The organism is Acidovorax sp. GW821-FHT10E04, assembly GCF_059415185.1.
The window spans coordinates 13239-34768 of the sequence record NZ_JBWKMT010000011.1; the positions used below are offsets into that span (position 1 = coordinate 13239).

Here is a 21530-nt window from a genome sequence, read left to right on the forward strand (position 1 = left end):
TGCTGAAATGCTCCTTAATTGATAGCTTTCTGCGCTTGATGGACCGGCGCCAGGGGCCGGTTTTGCCAGATTTTTTTGAAAAGTGAAGCGCGGCGTCCGCCAGCCTGCAAGGCCGGCGGATGCACTTCTCCCCGCCCGTTCTGATGGCCTGCGCTGCATCCAGAAAAACCCATGCCTCCCATGCAGCTTGCCCACGCAGACCCGTCCCTCATCGACTCGCCCCAGGCACTGCGGCGGCTTCTTGCGACCCTGGGCCTCGTCGTGCTGGGGAACAGCAGCATGTACGTGGTGTCGGTGGTGCTTCCGGCGGTGCAGACCGAGTTCGGAATCGGCCGCGCCAGCGCCTCGCTGCCGTATACCCTGATGATGGTCTGCCTGGGCCTGGGCGGGCTATGGACAGGGCGGCTGGCGGACCGCCACGGCCTGATGCCCGTGCTCTGGCTGGGTGCCCTGGCGGTGTTTGGCGGCTTCATGGGGGCGAGCCTGTCGGGCAGCATCTGGGCTTTCGGTCTTGCGCACGCGGTGATGGGGTTCATTGGCGGCTCCGCGACGTTCGCGCCCTTGCTGGCCGATACGGCGCTCTGGTGGAATCGCCGGCGGGGCATCGCGGTGGCGGTGTGCGCCAGCGGCAACTACGTGGCGGGCGCGGTCTGGCCGCCCATCGTGCAATACGGCGTCGACTCCATCGGCTGGCGGCCTACCTACATGGTGCTGGGCAGCATCTGCGGCGTGGGTATGCTCGCGCTGTCCCTGCGCATGCGCCAGCGCCCTCCCGCGATTCCGGCGTCTGCGGCAGCGGGCGCGAACCGGGCGGTGCCGGACCGTGCCCGCCCTTTCGGCCTGGCTCCGAACCACGCGATGGCGCTGCTGTGCCTGGCAGGCATCGCGTGCTGCGTCGCCATGGCCATGCCGCAGGTCCACATCGTGGCCTACTGCACGGACCTGGGCTTCGGCGCCGCCCAGGGCGCCCAGATGCTGTCGCTCATGCTGGCCTGCGGCATCGTGAGCCGCCTGGTCTTCGGGCTGATCTGCGACCGCATCGGCGGCATCCGCACCCTGTTGCTGGGATCGGCGCTGCAGGGCATCGCCCTCGTGCTTTTCCTTCCCTATGACGGCCTGGTGCCGCTGTACGTCATCTCGGGGCTATTCGGGCTGTTCCAGGGCGGCATCGTGCCCACCTACGCCATCATCGTGCGCGAGTACTTCCCGCCCGGCCAGGCGAGCGTGCGGGTGGGGGGCGTCATCATGGCCACGCTCGTCGGCATGGCGCTGGGCGGCTGGCTTTCCGGCTGGATATTCGACGCCACGGGAAGCTACCACGCCGCCTTTCTCAACGGCATCGGCTGGAACCTGCTGAACCTCTCCATCACCGGCTGGCTCTACCTGCGCGTGCGCCGGGAGCGCGCGGCCCCGCGCATGCCGTGAATTGCTCCTGAATAGATAGCTTTTCGCGCTTTCCGGACAAGCACGGGAGGCCCGCTGGATGCAGATTCACACGGGCCGCCGCAGGGCCAGCACGCTCCAGCGCACGTCCGGCCGCCCCTGGGCGTCGTCCCGCGTGCCGCTGTGCGCGGTGGCCAGCCCGTGCCGTGCGCCCAGCGCCGCCGTTTCCTGCATCGACACGTCGAACATGCGCCGCCCCCGGGGCACGGGGCCATGGCGCAGAGACATCACCACCAGCGCGCCCGGCGCGAGCAGGTCCGCCACGGCCCGCATGGCGGCGGTGCGTTCCGCGGCGTCCAGATGCATCCACACGGCGGTCAGCAGCACCAGGTCGAACTGGCGGCCCCGCAGGCCGGTGAGCGCGGGCAGGTGGTCGTCCACCCACTCGATGGGCAGCCCCGCGTGGATGCGCTGCCCCTCCTGCAGCAAGGCCGCCGTGGGCTCGGCGGCCACCACATGGTGGCCCGCGCGCACCAGCGCGGCTGCGTCCCGTCCCGAGCCCGCGCCGATGTCGAGCACCCGGCTGGGCGTGCGCGGGAACAGGTGCAGCGTGCTGCGGTGCACATCGGCGAACGCGATGCTTTCATACTGCGCCGCCAGCGCGGCGGCGTTCGTGCCATAGCCCGCCGTGCCGGGGATGGGGAGGGTGTCCATGCGAAGATCAGGTTTGCTATCGGATAGATAGCTATCAGCGCTTGATGGGCAAGCGTCTGGGCCATTTTGATTGAATCAGCGCGCTCGCATGCCCATCACGGCCGCGCCGATGATCATCACCGTGGCCAGCGCGATGCTCCAGGTGAACGGGCGGCCGCTCACCGCGATCAGCAGCGCGGTGGACGCCAGCGGCGTGACGTAGCTCAGGATGCCGATGTGCCGCGCGTCGCCCAGCTTGAGTGCCTTGTCCCACAGAAAGAACGAGGCACCCAGCGGGCCCAGGCCCAGCACGGCCAGCAGCGCCCAGTCGCGCGGCTGCAGCGCCACGGCGGGCTCCAGCAGCGCGTGGCACAGCAGCGACAGCACGCCCGACACCAGCCCGAACAGGCCGATGGCGGTGGTGGGGAACGCCGCCACCCGCTTGGTCATGAGCGAATAGGTGGCCCAGATGAAGGCCGCCGCCAGCGCCGGCAGGTAGCCCCAGGCGAGGGTGCCGCTCAGCGCGCGCCCGCCCGCGATGGCGATGGCGGCCCCGCCAAAGCCCAGCAGTGCCGCCAGCACATGCGGCGTGCGCAGCGACACGCCGGGCAGCACCACGGGCGAGAGCACGACGATGAACAGCGGCCACAGGTAGTTGACCAGGTTGGCCTCGACCGGCGGCGCGTGGCGCAGCGCGATGAACAGCAGGAAGTGGTAGGCGAACAGGCCGTACACCCCCAGCGCCAGCGTGCGCGCCGGAATGCGCCACTGCGACGGATCGCGCAGCACGAAGGGCCAGGCCGGCACGCTGCCGATGATGAGCGCGATGCCCGTGAGCAGGAACGGCGGAATGTGGGTGAGCGACACGCCCAGCGAGGCGAGCGAGGCCCACAGGGCGATGGCGCCGAGGGCATAGAGATTGGCTTGCATGGGCTTGACTGTATGCGCGAGCGGCGGCCCGCATCGTCGCGCAACGGCGGCCGCTCGTCGCGCAGCGGCGGTGCGGCGGCGCCGCACCGGTCATCCCCTCACCGATCCATGCATCCATTCATTTGCTCACTCACCCATTCGCCGGTTCATTCACCGGGGCCCGGGCTCCCCGCCGCGCCCGCCTGGCGCCGCAGCGCCGCGGTCAGCGCCGAGGGTGAACGGTAGCCCGTGCGCTGCGCCACTTCGGCCACGGCCATCCCGCCGCCGCGCAGCAGCCGGGCCTGTGCCAGCCGCTGGCCGCGCAGCCAGGCCATGGGCCCCAGGCCCTGCTCGTCGCGGCAGCGGGCCGCGAACTGGCTGGGGCTCAGGTGCACGCGCGCGGCCAGGTCGGCGACCGAGAGCGCCCCGTCCCACTGCTGGGCGGCCCACTGCCGCAGCGCGGCCCAGTCGATCGGCCGCTGGCGCGAGGGTGCCAGGCCGGGGGGCCAGGCGCGGGGGCCGGAGCCTGCCAGCCACGCCTCCAGCAACAGCGCCGGGCCGTGGGCCTGCGCCAGGGGGCGGCCTTGCTGCAGTGCGCCCGCCAGGTAGTGCGCCAGCGGCAGGGCCTCGGCGGGGGGCGCGCTGGCGCCCTGGCCGTGCGGCCGCAGGCAGCGCGCCCATCCGGGCTGCGCACTGTCGAGCACCAGGCACAGGCTGCCGCGCGCCGACTCGAAGTCATGGCGGTCGCCCGGGGCGATCACGCACCCCCCGCCGGGGCTGACGCGCACGCCGCGCCCCTCGACTTCGAGGTCGAGGGCGCCGGACAGCCCCAGCAGGACCTGGAAGTGGTCATGGCTGTGGCTGCCGGGAGAGGCACCGTAGCGGCGCAGCGAAAGCTGTTCGGAGGAGGGCATGTGCACCGTGGATTTTGCTGCAACCGCACACGGACCACCAGCCGGGCGGGCGCGCGCCGGGGTGGCGATTTTTTCCTTCGCGCTTTGAATTTATGTTGCTAGAGTGAATTTCAACAAGTGGCAACAAGGAATTCATATGGTTTCAAGTGCGGGCTTGGCGCAGCCTGCAGAACTTTCAGGCAGCGGTTCCGACGAGCTGTTGGCGTGCCTGCTCATTGTTGCCAAGGCCCACGGCCTGCCTTCGACGCCCGAGGCGGTGATGGCCGGGTTGCCTGCTGAAAACCACCGGCTGACCCCCGGCCTCTTTGCCCGTGCGGCCCAGCGCGCGCACATGAGCAGCCGTCTCGTGCGGGAGCCGCTGACCCGCGTCAAGGACGCCTTGCTCCCGGCGGTCCTGCTGCTGCAGGGCGAGCGCGCGTGCGTGCTCCTGGGCTGGAGCGACGGCCGCAGCGAAGCGCGTGTCGTGCTGCCCGAACTGGGGGACGCGCCCATCCAGGTGTCGCGCGCGGCGCTGGAGGCGGACTACCTGGGCACCACGGTGTATGTGCGCCCTTCCCAGCGTTTCGATGCGCGCGCCCCGCAGGTCAGGGCGGGCCGCCATGGGCACTGGTTCTGGACCGTGCTGGCCGAAAACCACGGGCTGTACCGCGACGTGCTCATGGCCGCCTTCCTGGCCAACCTGTTCGCCCTGGGCATGCCCATCTTCACGATGAATGTCTATGACCGGGTGGTGCCCAACAACGCCATCGACACCCTGTGGGTGCTGGCGCTGGGGCTGTCCATCATGCTCGTGGGCGACCTGGTGCTGCGCACGCTGCGCGGGCGCTTCGTGGACCTGGCCAGCAGCCGTGCCGACGTGAAGCTGTCGGCCTACATCATGGAAAAGGTGCTGGGCACGCGCATGGAGCAGCGGCCGGCCTCGGCGGGCTCGTTCGCGTCGAACCTGCGCTCGTTCGAGTCGGTGCGGGACTTCATCAGCTCGGCGTCCGTCGTGGCGTTCATCGACCTGCCGTTCGGCCTGATCTTCATCGTGGTGATCGGCTGGATCTCGTGGCCGATGCTGATCCCGCTGCTGTGCGGCGCGGCGGTGATGCTGCTCTACGCCCTGGCCGTGCAGGGGCGCATGCACGCGCTGTCCGAAACCACCTACCGCGCGGGCGCGCAGCGCAATGCCACGCTGGTGGAGGCGCTGGTGGGCTTCGAGACCGTGAAGGCGCTGGGCGCGGAGGCGCCCCTGCAGCGCAAGTGGGAGCGCAGCACGGCGCTGCTGGCCCGCGTGGGCGTGCAGCTGCGCCTTCTGTCGGCCACGGCCAGCAACACCTCGGCCTTCCTGCAGCAGCTCATCAACCTGGTGATCGTGATCGTGGGCGTGCACATGATCGGCGAGCGCCAGCTCACCATGGGGGGGCTGATCGCATGCACCATGCTCGCGTCGCGGGCCATGGCGCCGGTGGGGCAGGTGGCGGGCCTGCTCGTGCAGTACCACACGGCATCGACGGCCCTGACCTCGCTCAACGAGATGATGAAGCGCGAGGTGGACCGCCCCGAGGGCGCCAGCTTCATCAGCCGGGGGCGGCTGCAGGGCGCGATCGAGTTCAGGGATGTCGGCTTCACCTACCCGGGCCAGCAGACGGCCTCGCTGCGCAACGTGACGCTGTCCATCAAGCCCGGCGAGCGGGTGGCCATCCTCGGGCGCATCGGCTCGGGCAAGACAACGCTGCAAAAGCTGATGCTGGGGCTGTACCGGCCGACCTCGGGCGCGGTGCTCATCGACGGCATCGACCAGCGCCAGCTGGACCCCGCCGAGCTGCGCCGCCAGGTGGGCTACGTGCAGCAGGACGTGGTGCTTTTCTATGGCTCGCTGCGCGAGAACATCACGCTGGGCGCCCCGCTGGCCGACGACGCGGCCGTGGTGCGGGCGGCCGAGATCGGCGGCATCCTGCCGCTCGTGAATGCGCACCCGCAGGGCTTCGACATGCTGGTGGGGGAGCGGGGCGAGTCGCTGTCGGGCGGGCAGCGGCAGGGCGTGTCCATCGCGCGCGCCGTCATCAACGATCCCGTGGTGCTGCTGCTGGACGAACCCACCTCGTCCATGGACCATTCCAGCGAGGAGGACATCAAGCGCAGGCTGGCCGATTTCTCGAAGGGGCGCACGCTGGTGCTCATCAGCCACAGGACCTCGCTGCTGGCCCTGGTGGATCGCATCATCGTGATGGACGCGGGCCGCATCGTGGCCGATGGCCCCAAGGAGCAGGTGGTGCAGGCCCTGCGCCAGGGCCGCATCGGAAAGGCGGTGTGAGATGGCCGAACTCAACGAGAAAGCCTTCGAGCAGATCGGCCGTGCCGTCAGGACGGGCGGGGTGGCCAGCGAATCCGTCTTCGGGCGCATGGTCCGGCGCCTGACGCCCACGGGCGCGGCCGACACGCTGGACTGGGCGGACGATGCCGACTGGGCGCGGCTGCAGCAGGAGCCCCTGCGCGCCCGGGTCCTTCTGCGCCTGGCGGTGCTCTTTCTGCTGCTGCTGGTGCTCTGGGCCGCGTATGCGGAGCTCGACGAAGTCACGCGGGGCGACGGCAAGGTGGTGCCCACGAGCCAGGTGCAGGTCATCCAGAGCGTGGATGGCGGCGTCGTGGAAGTGCTGCCGGTGCGGGAGGGGCAGATCGTCGAAGCGGGCCAGTTGCTGCTGCGCGTGGACTCCACCCGGTTCATGTCGAACATGCTGGAAAGCCGGGCGAGCCTGCTCGCGCTGCAGGCCAAGGCCCTGCGCCTGCAGGCACTGACGCAGGGCGGCACATTCATTCCTCCGCCGGACCTCCTGCGGGACGCGCCGGACATCGTTGCGCAGGAGATGCGCCTGTACCGCTCGCGGCGCGAGGAGATCAGCGCGCAGGTGTCCATCTCGCAGAACCAGCTCCTGCAGCGCCAGCAGGAGCTCAATGAGGTGCGTGCCCGCAAGGAGCAGGCCGAGCGTGGCCTGGAGCTGATGCTCAAGGAGCTGAACGCCACGCGGCCCATGGTGGCCACGGGCGCGGTGTCCGAGGTGGAGGTGCTGCGGCTGGACCGCGAGGTGGCGCGCCTGCGCGGCGACCGCGAGCAGGCGGATGCGCAGATCTCCCGCGTGCAGGCCGCGATCCAGGAGGCCTCGCGGCGCATCGAGGAGGTGCAGCTCACGGCCCGCAACCAGATGAGCGCCGAGCTGTCGGAGACCATGAGCAAGCTCTCCAGCCTGTCCGAGGGCGGCCGGGCGCTGGCCGATAAGGTCAAGCACGCGGACATCCGCTCGCCGGTGCGGGGCACCGTCAAGCGCCTGCTGGTCAACACCGTGGGCGGCGTGGTGCAGCCTGGCAAGGAGGTGGTGGAGATCGTGCCGCTGGACGACGCGCTCATCCTGGAGGCGCAGGTCAGTCCGCGCGACATCGCGTTCCTGCACCCGGGCCAGGAGGCCATGGTCAAGTTCACGGCCTACGACTTTTCGATCTACGGCGGCCTGGCGGCCGAGGTGGTGAACATCAGCGCGGACTCGGTCGTCGATGACAAGGGCAATGCCAACTACCTGGTGCGCGTGCGCACGCGCAAGGCCAGCCTGGGGGCGAACCTGCCCATCATCCCCGGCATGGTGGCGCAGGTGGACATCCTCACGGGCAAGAAGACCGTGCTGGCCTACCTGCTCAAGCCGGTGCTGCGCGCCAAGGCGAACGCCTTGTCCGAGAGGTGAATGCGATGAACCACTACCTGGCCAGCGATGTGCCGCAGTCCCTGGACCGCTGGGGGGCCGCATTCCCGCAGGGCACGCGCATCGACAAGGCGCAGTGGCCCGCCATGGTGGCCGCGCTGCGCGGCGGCGGCGGGGGGCGCTCGGCCATCGTGTGGCTGAGCACCGAGTACCCCGAGTGGCCGGCGCTGCTGGGCGAACTGGTCCAGTCGGACAAGCGCGCGCGCGTGGTGGTGGCCACCGGCGTACCGGACGACCGCGAAGGCCTGAAGGCCATCAACGAAGGCGCTCGCGCCTATTGCCACCTGTTTGCCGTGCCCGAGATGCTGCAGGAAGTGGCGCTGGTGGTGCAGCACGGCGGCCTGTGGGTGGGCCGGGCACTGGTGTCGCGCCTGGCCGCCGCCACCGCGGGCCTGACGGCGCCGCACGCCGTGCCACAGGCGCACCAGGACCTGCAGCTGCGGCTGTCCTCGCGGGAGCTGGAGGTCGCGCGCGCGGTGGCCCAGGGGTTGTCCAACAAGGAGATCGCGGACCGGCTGTTCATCTCGGAGCGCACCGTCAAGGCGCACCTGGGGGCCACCTTCGAGAAGCTCGGCGTGCGCGACCGGGTGCAGCTCGTGCTGCGCATGAACCAGGGCCCGCAGGTTGCACAGGGGCCCGCATCCCATGCCTGACAAGAGCCTGCCGCCCCACGGCAATCCGCTGAGCTCCTCCGACGCCGGGCTGGCCCGGGTGACCGAGGACCTGATAGATCTGCTCATCGTGCGCGGCGTGATCCGCTTCACCGACCTGCCGCTGGCCGCGCAGAACAAGCTCCTGGAGCGCAAGGAGACCCGGGCCCGCCTGAGCAATAGCCTGGATCTATTGGGTGACGATTCGGGCAACGAAACTATTTGAGTTTCCGGGGCCGGCGGGCCCAAAAGTGGACCTAAGTCCAATAGTGGATACGGGGCGGCGTCAGTAGCCTTCACTGACATCAGTCACATGCCGTTACTTCCTGCCGCTGCGCAGGGCGTAGGGGTTTACCGGAGCCAGCCCATGTCCCAAATCGCCACCGTGGTTGCCGTCACCGGCACCGCTTTCGCGGTCGATGCCGATGGCCATCGCCGTCCCCTCAAGGCCGGAGACGCCTTGCAAAAGGGTGAAATCGTCCAGACCACGGCAGGAGGCCGGGTGGAGCTGCTGCTGGACGACGGCCAGACGCTGGCCGTGGCGCCCGCGCAAAGCGTCAAGATCGATGACAGCGTCACGCAGACCGCTGAACGCCCCACCGCCCAGGAGGCCAGCGTCGGGCAGGGCACCATCGACACGGTCATCCAGGCGCTGCAGCGTGGGGGCGACCTCAACGAGCAGCTGGACGCCACGGCCGCCGGCCTGGGCGGCGGTGCCGGGGGCGAAGGCGAGGGCAGCAGCTTCGTGCAGCTGCTGCGCATCTTCGAGGGGGTGGACCCGCTGGCCTACCAATACAGCTTCACACCGCAATCGGCGCCCGACATCGACTTCAATCCATTGGCGGTGCTCACCGTCGACGCGGCGCCCACGCCGGCGCCGCCCCCGCCCGTGGCTCCGCCGCCCCCGCCGGTGCCAGCGCCTCCTCCCCCTGCGCCACCCACTCCCCCGGTGCCCGCACCTCCTCCTCCGCCGGCTCCCCCCCCACCCGGCCCTCCCCCTGCTTCGCCACCGCCACCTCCGCCTGCGCCGGAACCGGTGCGCCTGAACGTGAGCACGACGCTGGAAGAAGAATCCGCCCCGTCCGGGGGACCCAGTGGGATCCTGGGCAACAACGAGGAGGACGATGGCCTCCTCAGCTTCCACAAAGGTACCCTGGACTTGGAGGGCGGGACGATTTTCTCCATCGGGTTGCCTGGGTTCGCGAATGTGCCGGTTCCCCCAGAGGGGGTGACCATCTATTTCGACGCACTGGGTCAGCCGATTCCAGAAGGTGATTCCACGCCGCCCGCAGTGCGTCTGTTCATCGCGCCCAACGGGAATTACAGCCTGTCCGTCATCGGACCTTTGCAGCATGCGCCGGGTGACGGCGAGAACTTCCTCGGGCTGCCCGTGGTGACTTTCAGTGGTGTCACGGGGGAAGGTGGGGAGTTCACTGCGCAGCTCAACATGTCGGTCCAGGACGACGTCCCCGTGATCACGACCAGCGCCGAGGATGCGCCCACGCTGACGACGTCGGACCGCGGCGTCAACCAGGCCACCAACACGGGGTACGAGGGCACGGAGAACAACCCGGACGCCGTGGACTCGGACACGGACAGCAACACCTTCAACGGCACGGCCTTTGTGGTGTCCTTCGGGGCGGACGGCCCCAAGCTGCTGCCTGGCGGCAGCGAGGGAGAAGGCCCTGCCGTGCGCGACGGCTATGCCTTCGCATTCCAGATCGGCAATGGCGGAGCCACGGGGCTCTACGCCACCGGCACCAACACAGAGATCGTGCTGAGCACGACCGGGGACCCCTCCGTGGTGGTGGGACGCGACGGCAGCGGCAACGTGATCCTGACGCTGCAGATCGACCCGCAGACCGGTGCCGTGGTGATGACGCAGACCGGGGCCATCCGGCATGCCGCGCCCGATGGCGTGGACGGCGGCGGCGACGAGCTGCAGGCGCTGGGAACCGGGGTTCTCAGCGTGGTGCTGGAGGCCACCGACAACGACGACGATACCGTGGCGGCCGAGCTGGACCTGGGCGGGCGCCTGCTGTTTGGCGACGACGTGCCGGTCCACCGCTATGACGAGGCCCCCGGGCAGGGCGAGGGCCCCGGGGAACCCGTGGAGCGCGTCCTCTCGCTGCAGGCCGAAGAAGAGTCCGCCATGGAGGGCGGACACACGATAGGCAACGACGAGAACGACCTTCCGCTCACATCCGTCGACAGTGGAGGCCTGACCCAGATCAATGGCGCGATCAACTGGGGCGCCGATGGCTTTGGCAAGCTCACGGGCGTGCGCGTGGGCAGCGGTGAAGGCGCGACCAACGTTCCTGTCGGCCAGGCGGTCTGGTTCAATGCCAACGGCGAAGTGATTCCCTCGGGCCCCGGTGGAGCGCAGCCCGACGGGGCCGCCGCCAGCCTGGTGGTCGAGGCCACGGGCAGCTACACGCTCACGGTGCTTGCCACCATGAACCACGCCGCGGGCGGCACCGTGGTGCAGGGCGAGGACTGGCTCAATCTCGAAACCGTGCGCCTCGTCGGCGAAGATGGCGACGGCGATGCCATCACCGTCGCGCTGGAAACGCGGGTGCAGGACGACATCCCCGTGCACGTCAAGCTGCTGGGCATCCCGGTGCCATTGGTCGCGCTGCTGGAGGAGGAGTCCGCGTCCAACGGCGACGGCGGCGTGATCGGCAATGACGAGTCGCTCGACTGGCTGGCCATCATCCCCGTGGGCTCGCTGAGCGCGTCGACGGGTGCCCAGTCCATGACGGGGGTGGTGCGCTGGGGCGCAGACCAGTTCGGCGGCGTGGCCGCCGTCCAGGTCGGCGCTCAGGAATATGCCGTGGGCAACACCATTGCCACCGTGTACCTGGACCGCGAGGGCCAGCCCATTGCAGATGGGGACACCACAACCCCCCGGTCGGTCGAGTTGCGCATCGACGGCGCCACGGGCGGCTACCGCCTGACGGTCATCGGGCCGCTGGACCACGATCCGGGCCAGGGCGAGAACCTGATGCTGCGCACCTTCACCTTCGTGGGTGTCGATGGCGACGGCGACCGGATCGGCGTGGATCTCTACGCCAAGATCCAGGATGATGTGCCCGAGCACGCCAGGGAGAATGGCAGTGCCGTCAAGCTCAGCCTGAAAGTCGAGGAAGAGTCGGTGCCCCACAACGGCGGCACGCTGGGCAACAACGAAACGGCGGATGGACTGAGCCACGCCCACACCGACGCCACGGGCTTCCAGGGCTCCGTGAAGTGGGGCGCCGATGACTTCGGCGGCATCACGGGCGTCAAGGTGCAGACGGGCATCTTCACCGAGAACAGCTACAGCCCGGTGGCCGGCGTGGTGACCGTGTACTTCGACCAGCACGGCAAGGCCCTGCCCCCCGGGGCCACCAGCGGCGCGGCGGTGCTGACGGTGGATGCGGACGGCGCCTACCGGTTCGAGGTGCTGGACAACCTCATCCACAAAGGCGCGGGCGAAGACTGGCTGAACCTGCCCAGGATCACCTTCGTGGGCGAGGATGGCGATGGCGACAGGATCGGCGTGGAGTTGAACGCCTCCATCCAGGACGACGTGCCCATCGTGACGGTGTCCGACGCCGTGCCGGTCGCCGAGCACAGCTTCACGGTGGAGTACAAGGGCGGCGAGGCCGGCTACAACAACAGCTTCGGCTATTACTTCAAGAACCCGGATGGTTCCATCGACACCTCCAGGGGCGGGTTCGTGCTGTGGGACAACGTCAAGACCGAAGGCGGCATGACCGTGTCGCTGCCCACGGGCGTGACGGCCGACCAGATCGGTTTCTTCATCATCCCCAACGGCGACAGCCAGAACGGCGCGCTGGGCGACGCCCAGGCGGTGTCGTTCCAGCTCGTGGGCGGGAAGTGGACCGCGTTCGCCGGCGGATCGCCGCTCGCGGGCGAGGGGGCACCCATCTACTTCTCCGATCAGGCGCTCAACAGCGACGGGCAGTCCCACCTGCAGCAAACCCCGTCGGGCACGGCGGCCGGCCAGGACAGCAGGGGCAACTTCAACTGGGAAGATCTCAAGATCACCTCCGGCAGCTCGGACAAGGACTACGACGACGTCAACCTGGACCTGAACTGGAACGTGCCGCTGCTGGTCAAGGATGCGCAAGCCGATCTGGGAACGAGTTCGGACAACGACGGCAAGGCGCTGGCGGGCAGCTTCCAGTTCCACTTCGGCGCGGATGGCGCGGCGGCCAGCGGCAGCAAGACCTTCGGCCTGAGCGTCGGCGCGCAGGGCCAGGCGTCGGCGCTGAAGGACACCGCGACCGGCTCTGCCGTTCTGGTGAAGATGGAGGGCGGCGCGGCCGTCGGCTACATCCTCATCGGCGGTGTGCAGACCAATGTGTTCAAGGTCTCGGTGGCGGGCGACGCGGCCAACAACGGCCAGGTGACGGTGGAGCAGTACCGCGCGGTGGTGCACCCCACCAACGATCCGCACGAGATAGTCAACATCGGCGGCGGCGTGATCCAGCTCACCGCGCAGGCCAAGGATGGCGATGGCGACAAGTCCAATACCGCCACCTACGACATCGGCCGGCAGATCAACTTCCAGGACACGGGCCCGGTGGCTGCGGACGATGCCGCCAATCTCACGGCCTCGGCGGGGACCATGGGCACCACGGAGCATGCCGTGGGCAATGTGCTGGGCAACGACATGTACGAGGCCAAGGCGGATGGCGCCCATGCCGAAGTGGTGTTCAACCGCGCCGGTGGCGACAGGTCGGGCAACACGACCGACCTGGACGGCCCGTCGTTCGATGCCAACGGCACCCTGGGCACACTCAGGATCGCGGCCAATGGCGATGCCACCTATGCGCTGAATGACCTCAAGGCGATGGCGCTGGGCGAAGGCGCCTCGGTCACCGACAGCTTCAACTACCAGATGAAGGATGCGGATGGCGACACCGACGTGGCCAACGTGCGCGTGACGGTGCAGGGCGTGAACGACGCGCCCGAATTCGTGACCGGCAACGACCAGACGACCGAGATCTGGGTGGACAAGGATGGTGATGGCAACAAGGACGGCGACGAGGTCTCGCGCTATTCCGGGCCGAATGCCGACCAGATCGCGGTGAGCGTGCAGGAAGACGCGCTGGAGCCGGGCAACCGCGAGAGCCCGGACCAGACCACCACGGATGCGGCCAGCTTCGGTGTGGCCGACCCCGACATCGGCGACACCGTGGGCGTGCGCTTCGATACGACGGGCAGCCTGCTGCCAGCGCTGACCTCGGGCGGTGCGCCCATCGTCTGGACCCCCAACGCGTCGGGCACGGAACTCATCGGCCAGGTGGGCGGCACCGAGATCATCAAGGTGACCATCGGGGGCACCTATGAAAGCGGCTACACCAGCAGCGTGGTGCTGCTGGGCCCCGTGGACCATGCACCGCCCCCCGCGGGCACGGCCACCGATGGCGATGTGAAGGAACTGAACTTCACGGTCATCGCGAACGACCGCCCGCTCAACCCGTCCACCGGCCTCACGGACACCATGGCGCTCAAGGTGACGGTGGAGGACGACGCCCCCACCGCCAGGCTCGTGGATGGCGCCGCCATGGTGCTGAGCGCCACGCTCGAGGAAGAGTCCGCACTGCGTGGCGGCGCGAAGATCGGCAATGACGAACGGGATGCGAGCGACCTGGTCCATGGCGCGCAGCTGGAGGCATCGACCGGCGTGCAGGTGATGACCGGCGCCGTGAAGTGGGGCGCCGACGGTTTCGGCAAGGTCACCGGCCTGCAGTTCGGCGGCACCACCGTGAACGTGGATCTGGGCACGGGGGGCAAGGTGTACTTCAATGCCGACGGGCAGCCGCAAGGCAGTTCCACGGGGGCGGCCGCCGTGCTGGAGGTCCAGGCCAATGGCGAATACACGCTCACGGTGACGGGGGCGCTCATGCACTCGGCGCAAGGCGAGGACACGCTGAACCTGGGCCGCGTGCAGATCGTGGGCGAGGACCGTGACGGCGACGCCATCGGCGTGGAGCTGGCCGCCAGCGTGAAGGACGACATCCCCGTCATCACCACGGTGGAGCCCGTGCCCGTGCCGGGCATCACCGTGCAACTGGTGGGCAGCGACGCGGGCTACAACAACACCTGGGGCTACTACATCAAGGACGCCAGCGGCATGCCCACCACGGGCACGGTGGTGTGGGACAACGTGAAGAACCAGCCGGTGACCAGCGTCACCCTGCCGCCGGGCGTGCTGCCCGGCCAGGTCGGCTTCTTCATGATCCCCAATGGCGACAGCCTCAATGGTTCGCTGGGCAACAACACGGCGGTCACCTTCTCGCAAGACAGCGGCGGCCAGTGGGTCGCGCACGCGGGTGGCGCTCCGCTCGCCGGGCAGGGCGCGGCCGCACTGTTCGACAACAGCGCGCTCAATCTCGACGGCCTGTCCCATGTGAACACCCTCGCGGTGGGCCCTGTCTCGGGCAATCAGAACTGGGAGGACATCGCGGGCGGTGGCGACCTGGACTACAACGACGTGCTGCTCAACGTCACCATGCCGCTGCTGGTGGACGACAGCTTCCTGAACATCGACGCTGAGTCCGATGTGGGCTCCACGCGCTTCACCGTGAGCTACGGCGCCGACGGTGCGGCCGCGCTACAGGGCAAGGCCTATGGGCTGGTCCTGACCGGTGGTGAAGGCACGCCCTCGGGCTTCAAGGACACCGCGCAGTACTCGAACGGCCAGCCCGCCGATGTGCTGCTCAAGAGCGGGCCCGGCGGCACGCTCATCGGCTACGTGACGGTGGACGGCGTGGAAAAGACGGTCTTCCAGCTGTCGGTCGATGCCGCCACGGGCGAGGTCACGTTCGACCAGCAGCGCACGGTGGTGCATTCGACGCCGGGCGACTCCAACGAGGTGCAGTCGGCGCTGGCGGGCAAGATCGGCCTGCAGCTCACGGCCACCGATGGCGATGGCGACCATGTCAACGCGAGCATCGACCTGGGCCGCATGCTGTTCATCGCGGACGACGGCCCCGTGGCGAAGGACGACACGGATGGCACGCAGTGGGTGGTGGACCACTGGGTCGCCACCGGCAACGTGCTCACGGGGGCGGGCACCACCTCGGGCGATGCCGGCAAGGACCAGCACGAGGGCATGCAGGACGGCGCCAAGGCCGAGGTCGTGCAGGTGCGCGCGGGTGCAGAGGGCGCCGTGTGGACGCCTGGCACGGCCGTGGCCAGCGGTGGCAGCGCCACGGTGGCGGGCCAGTACGGCTCGCTCACCATCGAGTCCGATGGCGACTACACCTACACCGGGCACCAGACCACCGTGCAGCTCGGAGGGGGCGCGGGCGTGCCGGCCGGCACCGATGCCTTCGACTACGGCAAGCCCTACACCACGAACCTGGGCGAACAGCTGATCACCAGCCCCACGCCCGCGCAGACCGGCGGCGCCGTGGTCACCAGCCAGGGCAATGGCGCGGGCGTGGACGACCCCACCGAGCCCGTGCCGGGCGACGTGGGCGCCAGCACACCCGAGCAGGTGGGCTACTCGCCCAGCCAGGGCACGGAGGCCCTGTCGGTGGACCTGGGCACGATGGCCGTGCGGGCCGTGGTGGACATTTCCAACCTGTTCCAGAACGAATCGGGCCAGACGGGCAACCAGGGCGAGACCGGGCGCTGGGAGGCGTTCGACGCCGCCGGCAACAAGGTGGGCGAGGGCATGATCGGCGGCGCGCTGTTCCACAACGGCGCGAACGGCAGCGACCCCGTGCACCAGGGCCAGGTGGAGATCGAGGTGCTGGGCGCTGACGGCAACCCCATCGCCTTCCAGAACGTGGTGTTCTCGGGCGTGGACTATCTCGCCGGTGACAAGGGCAGCGACAGCTCGGACTACTTCGTCAAGGCGGTCAGCTTCGAGGAAGCCGTGGCGCCCGAGACGACGGACACGTTCAGCTACCAGATGAAGGACGGCGATGGCGACACCGACAGCGCCACGCTGACCATCGAAACCGGCCACCAGCAGAGCACGCAGGGCCTGGGCATGGTGTACGAGGACGGCCTGGCCACGGGCAACGTGGACAGCAGCCCGCACACCACCGATACGGCTGGCACGCTGGGCATGGGGGGCGCCACCTACGCGCTGGTGGCCCCGGTGCAGAAGATCACCTCGGCGGGCGAAGAGGTGCGCTGGAGCACGTCGGCCGATGGCAAGACCCTGACCGGCACGGCCGGCGCGGGCGCCGATGTGCGCACGGTGGCCGTGGCCACCATCGACGACAGCGGCCAGTACAAGGTGGAACTCAAGGGCCAGGTGGACCACGCCTACACCGAGAGCGGCGAGGAGAACCTGTACCTGCAGCTGGTGGCGCAGAAGACGGTGGACGGCGAGACCGAGGTCCAGGGCTTCAACATCAAGATCCAGGACGACGCGCCGGTCTACGTGGGCGGTACGCAGGACACCCTGGTCGCCAACAGCGGCGTGGGCGAGGTCACGGCGGACCTGGGCGCACGCGTGGGTGCCGACGTGGTGGGGGCGGACGTGAACCTCACGGCGACCTCGGCCACCACCGTGGGCACGTCCCCCGTGCGGTATGTCTCCATGTCGTACCTGCAGGGCGGCGATGTGCATTCCACCGTGATGACGGTGGACGGCAACAAGGTGTTCTACCAGGCCACGAGCGACGGCAGCATCAAGGCGGTGTACGACGACGGCGGTGTGCTGAAGACCGCGTTCACCGTGAACGGCGTGGTGAATGCCGACGGCACGACCAGCTACGTCACCAACATGGTGGCGGTGGCCGACAAGGTGCAGGTGGGCGAGACGGTCACACCCGGCAGCACGACGACCGTGGAGAAGACCGTGGTCTTCGGCGACAGCAAGAACGACGATGTGTTCAAGCCCAGCAGCTATACCCACTCGTCGGCTGGCGGCAGCGAAATGGGCGCGCGGTACGTGGACTCCGCCACGGGCATCTACATGCAGATCTCGGCCGACAAGGACGAGACCAATGCCAACACCGTGCAGTGGAAGAACGGGAAGTGGGAGGTCACCCAGGACGACACCTCGCTGCAGACCGACGGCAACCAGGCCAACGACCCCGAGGTCAACTGGTCGTCCACGGGCAACGGCAATGGCGGGGGGGGCTTTGGCGTCGGCGACAACTTCATCGGCAACGACAGCTCGGTGGGCGAGCGCGATTCCGACAGGAGCGATGCCGTGAAGGCCGGCGACGGCGCGGGCGAGCGCCTGGTGGTCGAGTTCTTCAAGGCCGACGGCACGCGCCTGAACGTGACCTCCGCCGACTTCAAGCTCGACCACCTGGGCAAGGAGGAAGCCGCCGTGGTCACGGCGGTGAACACCGGCAGCGGCGGCGCCACGACCGTGGTGGGATCGCCCATCGTTCAGGAGGGCACGGCCAGCGGCGGCAACACCAATGGCGGTACCGCCAGCGTGGAGACGCCCGTCAGGGTGGATCCGGCGGGCTCGGCCACATTCAACACCGTCCAGTTCACCGCCGAGGATTGCACGGACTACCGGGTGACCGATGCGGCCACCCTGACCTACACCGAGACGGTGACGACACCTCCGGTCACGACGCCTGTCTATGCCGACCAGATGTGGATCGACCTGCAGGCCGTGATCGTCGATGGCGACGGCGACACGCTGGCGGACCCGATCGACGTCAAGATCGTCATCGACACCGGCAACACGCTCGATGGCGACGAGGTGGAGCTGTCCGATGCGGCGGCGGGCGGGCTGGCCATCAAGGGTGGCGATGCGCCGGAAACCATCGTGGGCAGCGCGGGCGACGATACCGTGCAGGCTGGCGAGGGCAATGACACCGTGCAGGGAGGTGACGGCGACGATGTGCTGGATGGGGGCCCTGGCAGCGACATCCTGGCCGGCGGCGATGGCGACGACACCATCGAGATCAACCTCGCGGACAGCAGCCCCGGCGGCACCGACAAGGATGTCGTCAAGGACCTGGAGGAGGGCGACAAGATCGAGGTGGCGGACCTGCTGACGGACGACGGTGGCGACCTGCTCGCAAGCCTGCCTCTGGCGGCGGATGCCTCGGGCGACACGAACATCGCGGTGGACAGCAACGGACCGGCGGCGGGCGGAGCGTCCCAGACCGTGGTGGTGGAAGACACCACGCCGGAGGCCCTGGCCGTGGACCTGGCCCTGGGGACCCCCGATGTGGCGACGGTGACCAAGCCGAACGACGACTGAGCCACGCACCCCAGGCGCAAGGGCCTGGGGTGCGTGGGTTGTGGATGGGCAAGAAAAAGGCTGCCACCGCTTGTGGATCAAGCGGTGGCAGCTATCTGTTTTGATGACAGGCAAGAGGCCGGCGGCAGAGTGCCTTCGCCCTCGCTGGCACCGGACCCTTCATGTCGCGCGGAGCCGCCGCGGCGCATGACGCCGCGCCAGAGCGGCATCCCTTGCGTGCGGCAGCGCGCGAGGATGGCAAGGAAGATGCCAGGCGCCGCCGAACGCCTCAACGGATGCCCGGCCCCGTAGCGCCATCAAAGCCCAGCGAGGCCAGCAGGGGCAGGTCGTCCCGCGATTCGACCCCCAGCGCGATGACCTGGATACCAATGGCATGGGCGATGCTGCACAGCCCCTTGAGGAACTCCTGGTTGCCCAGATTGCCCGCGATGCCGCGCACGTAGCTGGGATGCACCTTGATGTAGTCCAGCCCCAGGTCGGCGAGCTTGTTGCCTTCGGTGAACCGCTGGCCGAAGTATTCGATGCCCACGCGGCATCCGAGTTGCTGCAGGGTGTGGGCAAGCTCCTTGAACGCATCGAAGGCGCGGAACACCCCGTACTCCGGCACCTCGAAAAGCAGGCGTGGACAGATGTCGGGGTAGGCGCGCAGCAACTGCATCAGCTCGTTGCGGAAGTGGAAGTCCGCGATGGTCTCGGACGACAGGTTGATCGCGATGTCGCCGGCCGTGCCGCGCAGGTGCTCGATGGCCAGGCGCACCACGCGCAGGTCGATGGGGGCCGTGAGGTTCAGGTGCGCTGCCATCGGCATGAAGTCGCCCGCGGACAGCAGGGCGCCCGAGGCGTCGGACGCCAGGCGGATCACGCCTTCCTGGTGGATGGCGCCTTCGCCGCGTCCGTCGACAACGGGGTAGAAGGCCAGCTGCAGCCTGCCACCGGTGACGGCTTCGGTCAGCAGCGTGCGCCATTGTTCGGCGGGCCGGGCCTCGGCGGGGTGCTCGCCTTCGTCGGCGAACATGCTGTTGGGGCCCAGGGATTGCGCCCGCGCCAGCGCCTCATCCGCCCTGCTGAAAAGCGCGCCCAGGGTTTCCTGGCGCCGGTAGCCCACGGCGCAGATGTGGAACAGGTCGGGGGCCGTGGCAGACCAGTGGGGCAGCCATTGCGATGACAGGCGCGCGAAGATATCCTGCGCGGCCTCGGACGGGGACGGCGTGGAGGGGCACAGGACGCCGAACTCACCGCCGTTGAGGCGCCCCGCGCGCTGGCCGGGCTTGCCCTCGCCGCTCTTGTAGAGCACGGAGCCCAGGTGCTTGAGCAGGGCATCCACCCGCTGATGGCCCAGTTGCGCGTTCAGCCTCTCCAGATTGGCCAGGCGGACAATCACCAGGCTGCCCGATGAGAGGAATTGCTCGCCTTCCAGGGCTTCGCGCAGGTGCGACAGGAAGTACTCGCGGCTGGAGAGGCCGGTGACTGCATCGCGGTTGACCTTCTTGCGCAGCCCTTCCAGGCGGGCCGCCTCCTCCCCGAACATGGACCGCAGGCGCGCGACCATGTCGTTCATGCCCCGCGCCACGCTGCGCAGTTCGGGTGTCCGCGGCTCCGTAATCTTGATGAAACGCCGCTCCGCGATGGCCTCGGCCTGCGCGACCACATCGCGCAAGGGGCGCGTGATGCGGCGCACCGCGATGGTTCCCGCGCCGCCCGCGACAAGGCTGCCCAGGACGAACCAGGCCAGCAGCTCCAGCGTGCCGCTCCAGAGGCTGCGGTAGGCGTACTGGTCGTGGCTTGCGAGGGTCAGCGTTCCATATTGTTTCCATCCATCCTGGATCAGCGCCCTGCCAGGCTCCGCGCTGATCGGGATCAGCCGGGCGAACCAGCCGGGCGCGCCTTCCAGCTGCCCGTCGAAGGTGCGCTGCACGAGCGTCTGGCCCGTGGGCGAGGCGATGCGGATGAAGCGGTAGTGGCCAGCGTCAAACTGCGCGGCGACCTGCAGCTCCACCGTGACCGGGTCCTTGTCGAGCTGCGAAAGCGCCAGCGCCAGCGACGTGGCGTTGTCGAAGTTCTTGATCTGCAACTGCTGCTGCAGGTAGTGCCGCGCGGACAGGACGCTGACGAGCATGCTGCCTCCAAAGGCCAGCGCCATGACCAGTCCGATGGCAAGCCAGAGTTGTTTGGTGAGTGACATGGTCGCTATCTCCGGTGATTGGTGCAGGGGGTCAGAAACCCTCTTGCCGCATGCGTTCGAGTACGTCGCGCCAGCGTGACAGCCGCGTCGTCGGGTCTGCCGACGATGTGGATGCGCCGGACACCCACAGCCCTTCGTTGTTGAAGCTGAACACGGGAGACAGGTCCGGCCGGGACGAGGCCGGGCGGATGGCCGTGATCAGGTTGTCCAGCACCACCGGCTCTTCGGCCGGATGGGCGTAGTAGCCCAGGACCATGTGGGCTTCGCTCTTGCTGCTGCCGGGGCCGCCGATGCGGGCCCTCACGTAGATCATCCGCAGCCTGTCGTTGGGCACGCCCATGTGCAGCAGCGTGATGTACTTGGCGATGGAGAAGTCTTCGCAGTCGCCCGCGCCGCGCCCCATGAATTCCAGCGGCGTGGCCCAGTAGTCGTTTTGCTGCCAGACCACCGCATCGCTTTCAAACAGCATGCGGCGGTTGAAGAAGCTGTTGACGTGGGCGAGCTTGTCCACCTCGCTCAGGTGCTGGCCCTCGTTGAGCATGGCGCGCCAGGCGCTGATCTGCTCGGCCCCCTTGGGGCCGTGGCGCTGGAGGGCGAGGGCTTGAATCCTGTCCAGGTCAGGGGCGCTGAATACGGCCCCCAGCAGGGTTGCGACGGCCAATGCCAGCACCACCCGGAAGTGCGCGGTGGCCCGGGGCGCGTGCTGGAAAAGTGGCTGCAGGAAATGCATGGAACACGCGAAACGCGGCTACCTTGCGCGGAAGTAACTGGATTCAACCAGTGGTTGCAGAGTTGTAAAAAAAAACTGTGCGAGTTTCAATCGAAATGCTACGTTTCAATTCTGCATCACAAATG

11 protein-coding genes are annotated in these 21530 nt (G+C 68.7%); 6 read left to right on the top strand and 5 right to left on the bottom strand.

Going from position 1 to position 21530, the window contains the following annotated elements; all coding sequences use genetic code 11:
• Positions 1–180 precede the first annotated feature (180 nt).
• Complete coding sequence (locus AC07OC_RS25640) at positions 181–1425, top strand: MFS transporter (protein WP_494602545.1); 1245 nt, start codon at positions 181–183, stop codon at positions 1423–1425.
• A 66-nt stretch (positions 1426–1491) separates the two neighbouring features.
• Here the strand turns inward: AC07OC_RS25640 and AC07OC_RS25645 are convergent, their stop codons facing one another.
• The 3 genes from AC07OC_RS25645 to AC07OC_RS25655 all read right to left on the bottom strand — a co-directional run bounded on the left by AC07OC_RS25645 (position 1492) and on the right by AC07OC_RS25655 (position 3899).
• Entirely contained in the window at positions 1492–2097 is a 606-nt protein-coding gene (locus tag AC07OC_RS25645) for a class I SAM-dependent methyltransferase (RefSeq protein ID WP_492254415.1), read from the bottom strand.
• 75 nt (positions 2098–2172) lie between these two features.
• On the bottom strand, positions 2173–3006 hold the full coding sequence (locus AC07OC_RS25650) for a DMT family transporter (RefSeq protein ID WP_369641153.1): 834 nt from the start codon (positions 3004–3006) through the stop codon (positions 2173–2175).
• A 146-nt stretch (positions 3007–3152) separates the two neighbouring features.
• Positions 3153–3899, bottom strand: coding sequence for an AraC family transcriptional regulator (locus AC07OC_RS25655; RefSeq protein ID WP_218341843.1), 747 nt, complete (start codon positions 3897–3899; stop codon positions 3153–3155).
• 136 nt (positions 3900–4035) lie between these two features.
• On the opposite strand from AC07OC_RS25655, the gene AC07OC_RS25660 reads away from it, so the two are divergent.
• The 5 genes from AC07OC_RS25660 to AC07OC_RS25680 all read left to right on the top strand — a co-directional run bounded on the left by AC07OC_RS25660 (position 4036) and on the right by AC07OC_RS25680 (position 18493).
• Positions 4036–6198 carry a type I secretion system permease/ATPase gene (locus AC07OC_RS25660; protein ID WP_218298022.1) on the top strand — a complete coding sequence of 721 codons (2163 nt, stop codon included), beginning with the start codon at positions 4036–4038 and terminating at the stop codon, positions 6196–6198.
• A 1-nt stretch (position 6199) separates the two neighbouring features.
• The gene (locus AC07OC_RS25665) at positions 6200–7615 is read left to right on the top strand and encodes an HlyD family type I secretion periplasmic adaptor subunit (protein ID WP_494602548.1); all 1416 of its coding nucleotides are present in this window, start codon (positions 6200–6202) and stop codon (positions 7613–7615) included.
• A 5-nt stretch (positions 7616–7620) separates the two neighbouring features.
• Positions 7621–8286, top strand: a complete 666-nt coding sequence (locus tag AC07OC_RS25670) for a response regulator transcription factor (protein WP_218298024.1) — start codon at positions 7621–7623, stop codon at positions 8284–8286.
• Positions 8279–8509, top strand: coding sequence for a hypothetical protein (locus AC07OC_RS25675; RefSeq protein ID WP_255591960.1), 231 nt, complete (start codon positions 8279–8281; stop codon positions 8507–8509). The genes AC07OC_RS25670 and AC07OC_RS25675 overlap by 8 nt, the downstream gene beginning before the upstream one ends.
• Positions 8510–8650: 141 nt before the next feature.
• Positions 8651–18493: a retention module-containing protein gene (locus AC07OC_RS25680; RefSeq protein WP_494602550.1), complete on the top strand. Its 9843-nt coding sequence runs from the start codon at positions 8651–8653 to the stop codon at positions 18491–18493.
• 268 nt (positions 18494–18761) lie between these two features.
• Here AC07OC_RS25680 and AC07OC_RS25685 read toward each other — a convergent pair whose 3' ends face one another.
• The gene (locus AC07OC_RS25685) at positions 18762–20675 is read right to left on the bottom strand and encodes an EAL domain-containing protein (RefSeq protein WP_218298026.1); all 1914 of its coding nucleotides are present in this window, start codon (positions 20673–20675) and stop codon (positions 18762–18764) included.
• Between the two features lie 31 nt (positions 20676–20706).
• A complete protein-coding gene (locus AC07OC_RS25690; protein ID WP_218298027.1) occupies positions 20707–21405 on the bottom strand; it encodes a transglutaminase-like cysteine peptidase in 699 nt (232 codons plus the stop codon).
• Between the last annotated feature and the right edge of the window lie 125 nt (positions 21406–21530).

Excerpts from the sequence above, each read along its gene's own strand:
- AC07OC_RS25675 (WP_255591960.1), top strand. The coding sequence starts at position 8,279 with ATGCCTGACAAGAGCCTGCCGCCCCACGGCAATCCGCTGAGCTCCTCC.
- AC07OC_RS25665 (WP_494602548.1), top strand. The coding sequence starts at position 6,200 with ATGGCCGAACTCAACGAGAAAGCCTTCGAGCAGATCGGCCGTGCCGTC.
- AC07OC_RS25655 (WP_218341843.1), bottom strand. The coding sequence starts at position 3,899 with ATGCCCTCCTCCGAACAGCTTTCGCTGCGCCGCTACGGTGCCTCTCCC.
- AC07OC_RS25640 (WP_494602545.1), top strand. The coding sequence starts at position 181 with ATGCAGCTTGCCCACGCAGACCCGTCCCTCATCGACTCGCCCCAGGCA.
- AC07OC_RS25660 (WP_218298022.1), top strand. The coding sequence starts at position 4,036 with ATGGTTTCAAGTGCGGGCTTGGCGCAGCCTGCAGAACTTTCAGGCAGC.
- AC07OC_RS25690 (WP_218298027.1), bottom strand. The coding sequence starts at position 21,405 with ATGCATTTCCTGCAGCCACTTTTCCAGCACGCGCCCCGGGCCACCGCG.
- AC07OC_RS25685 (WP_218298026.1), bottom strand. The coding sequence starts at position 20,675 with ATGTCACTCACCAAACAACTCTGGCTTGCCATCGGACTGGTCATGGCG.
- AC07OC_RS25650 (WP_369641153.1), bottom strand. The coding sequence starts at position 3,006 with ATGCAAGCCAATCTCTATGCCCTCGGCGCCATCGCCCTGTGGGCCTCG.
- AC07OC_RS25645 (WP_492254415.1), bottom strand. The coding sequence starts at position 2,097 with ATGGACACCCTCCCCATCCCCGGCACGGCGGGCTATGGCACGAACGCC.
- AC07OC_RS25680 (WP_494602550.1), top strand. The coding sequence starts at position 8,651 with ATGTCCCAAATCGCCACCGTGGTTGCCGTCACCGGCACCGCTTTCGCG.
- AC07OC_RS25670 (WP_218298024.1), top strand. The coding sequence starts at position 7,621 with ATGAACCACTACCTGGCCAGCGATGTGCCGCAGTCCCTGGACCGCTGG.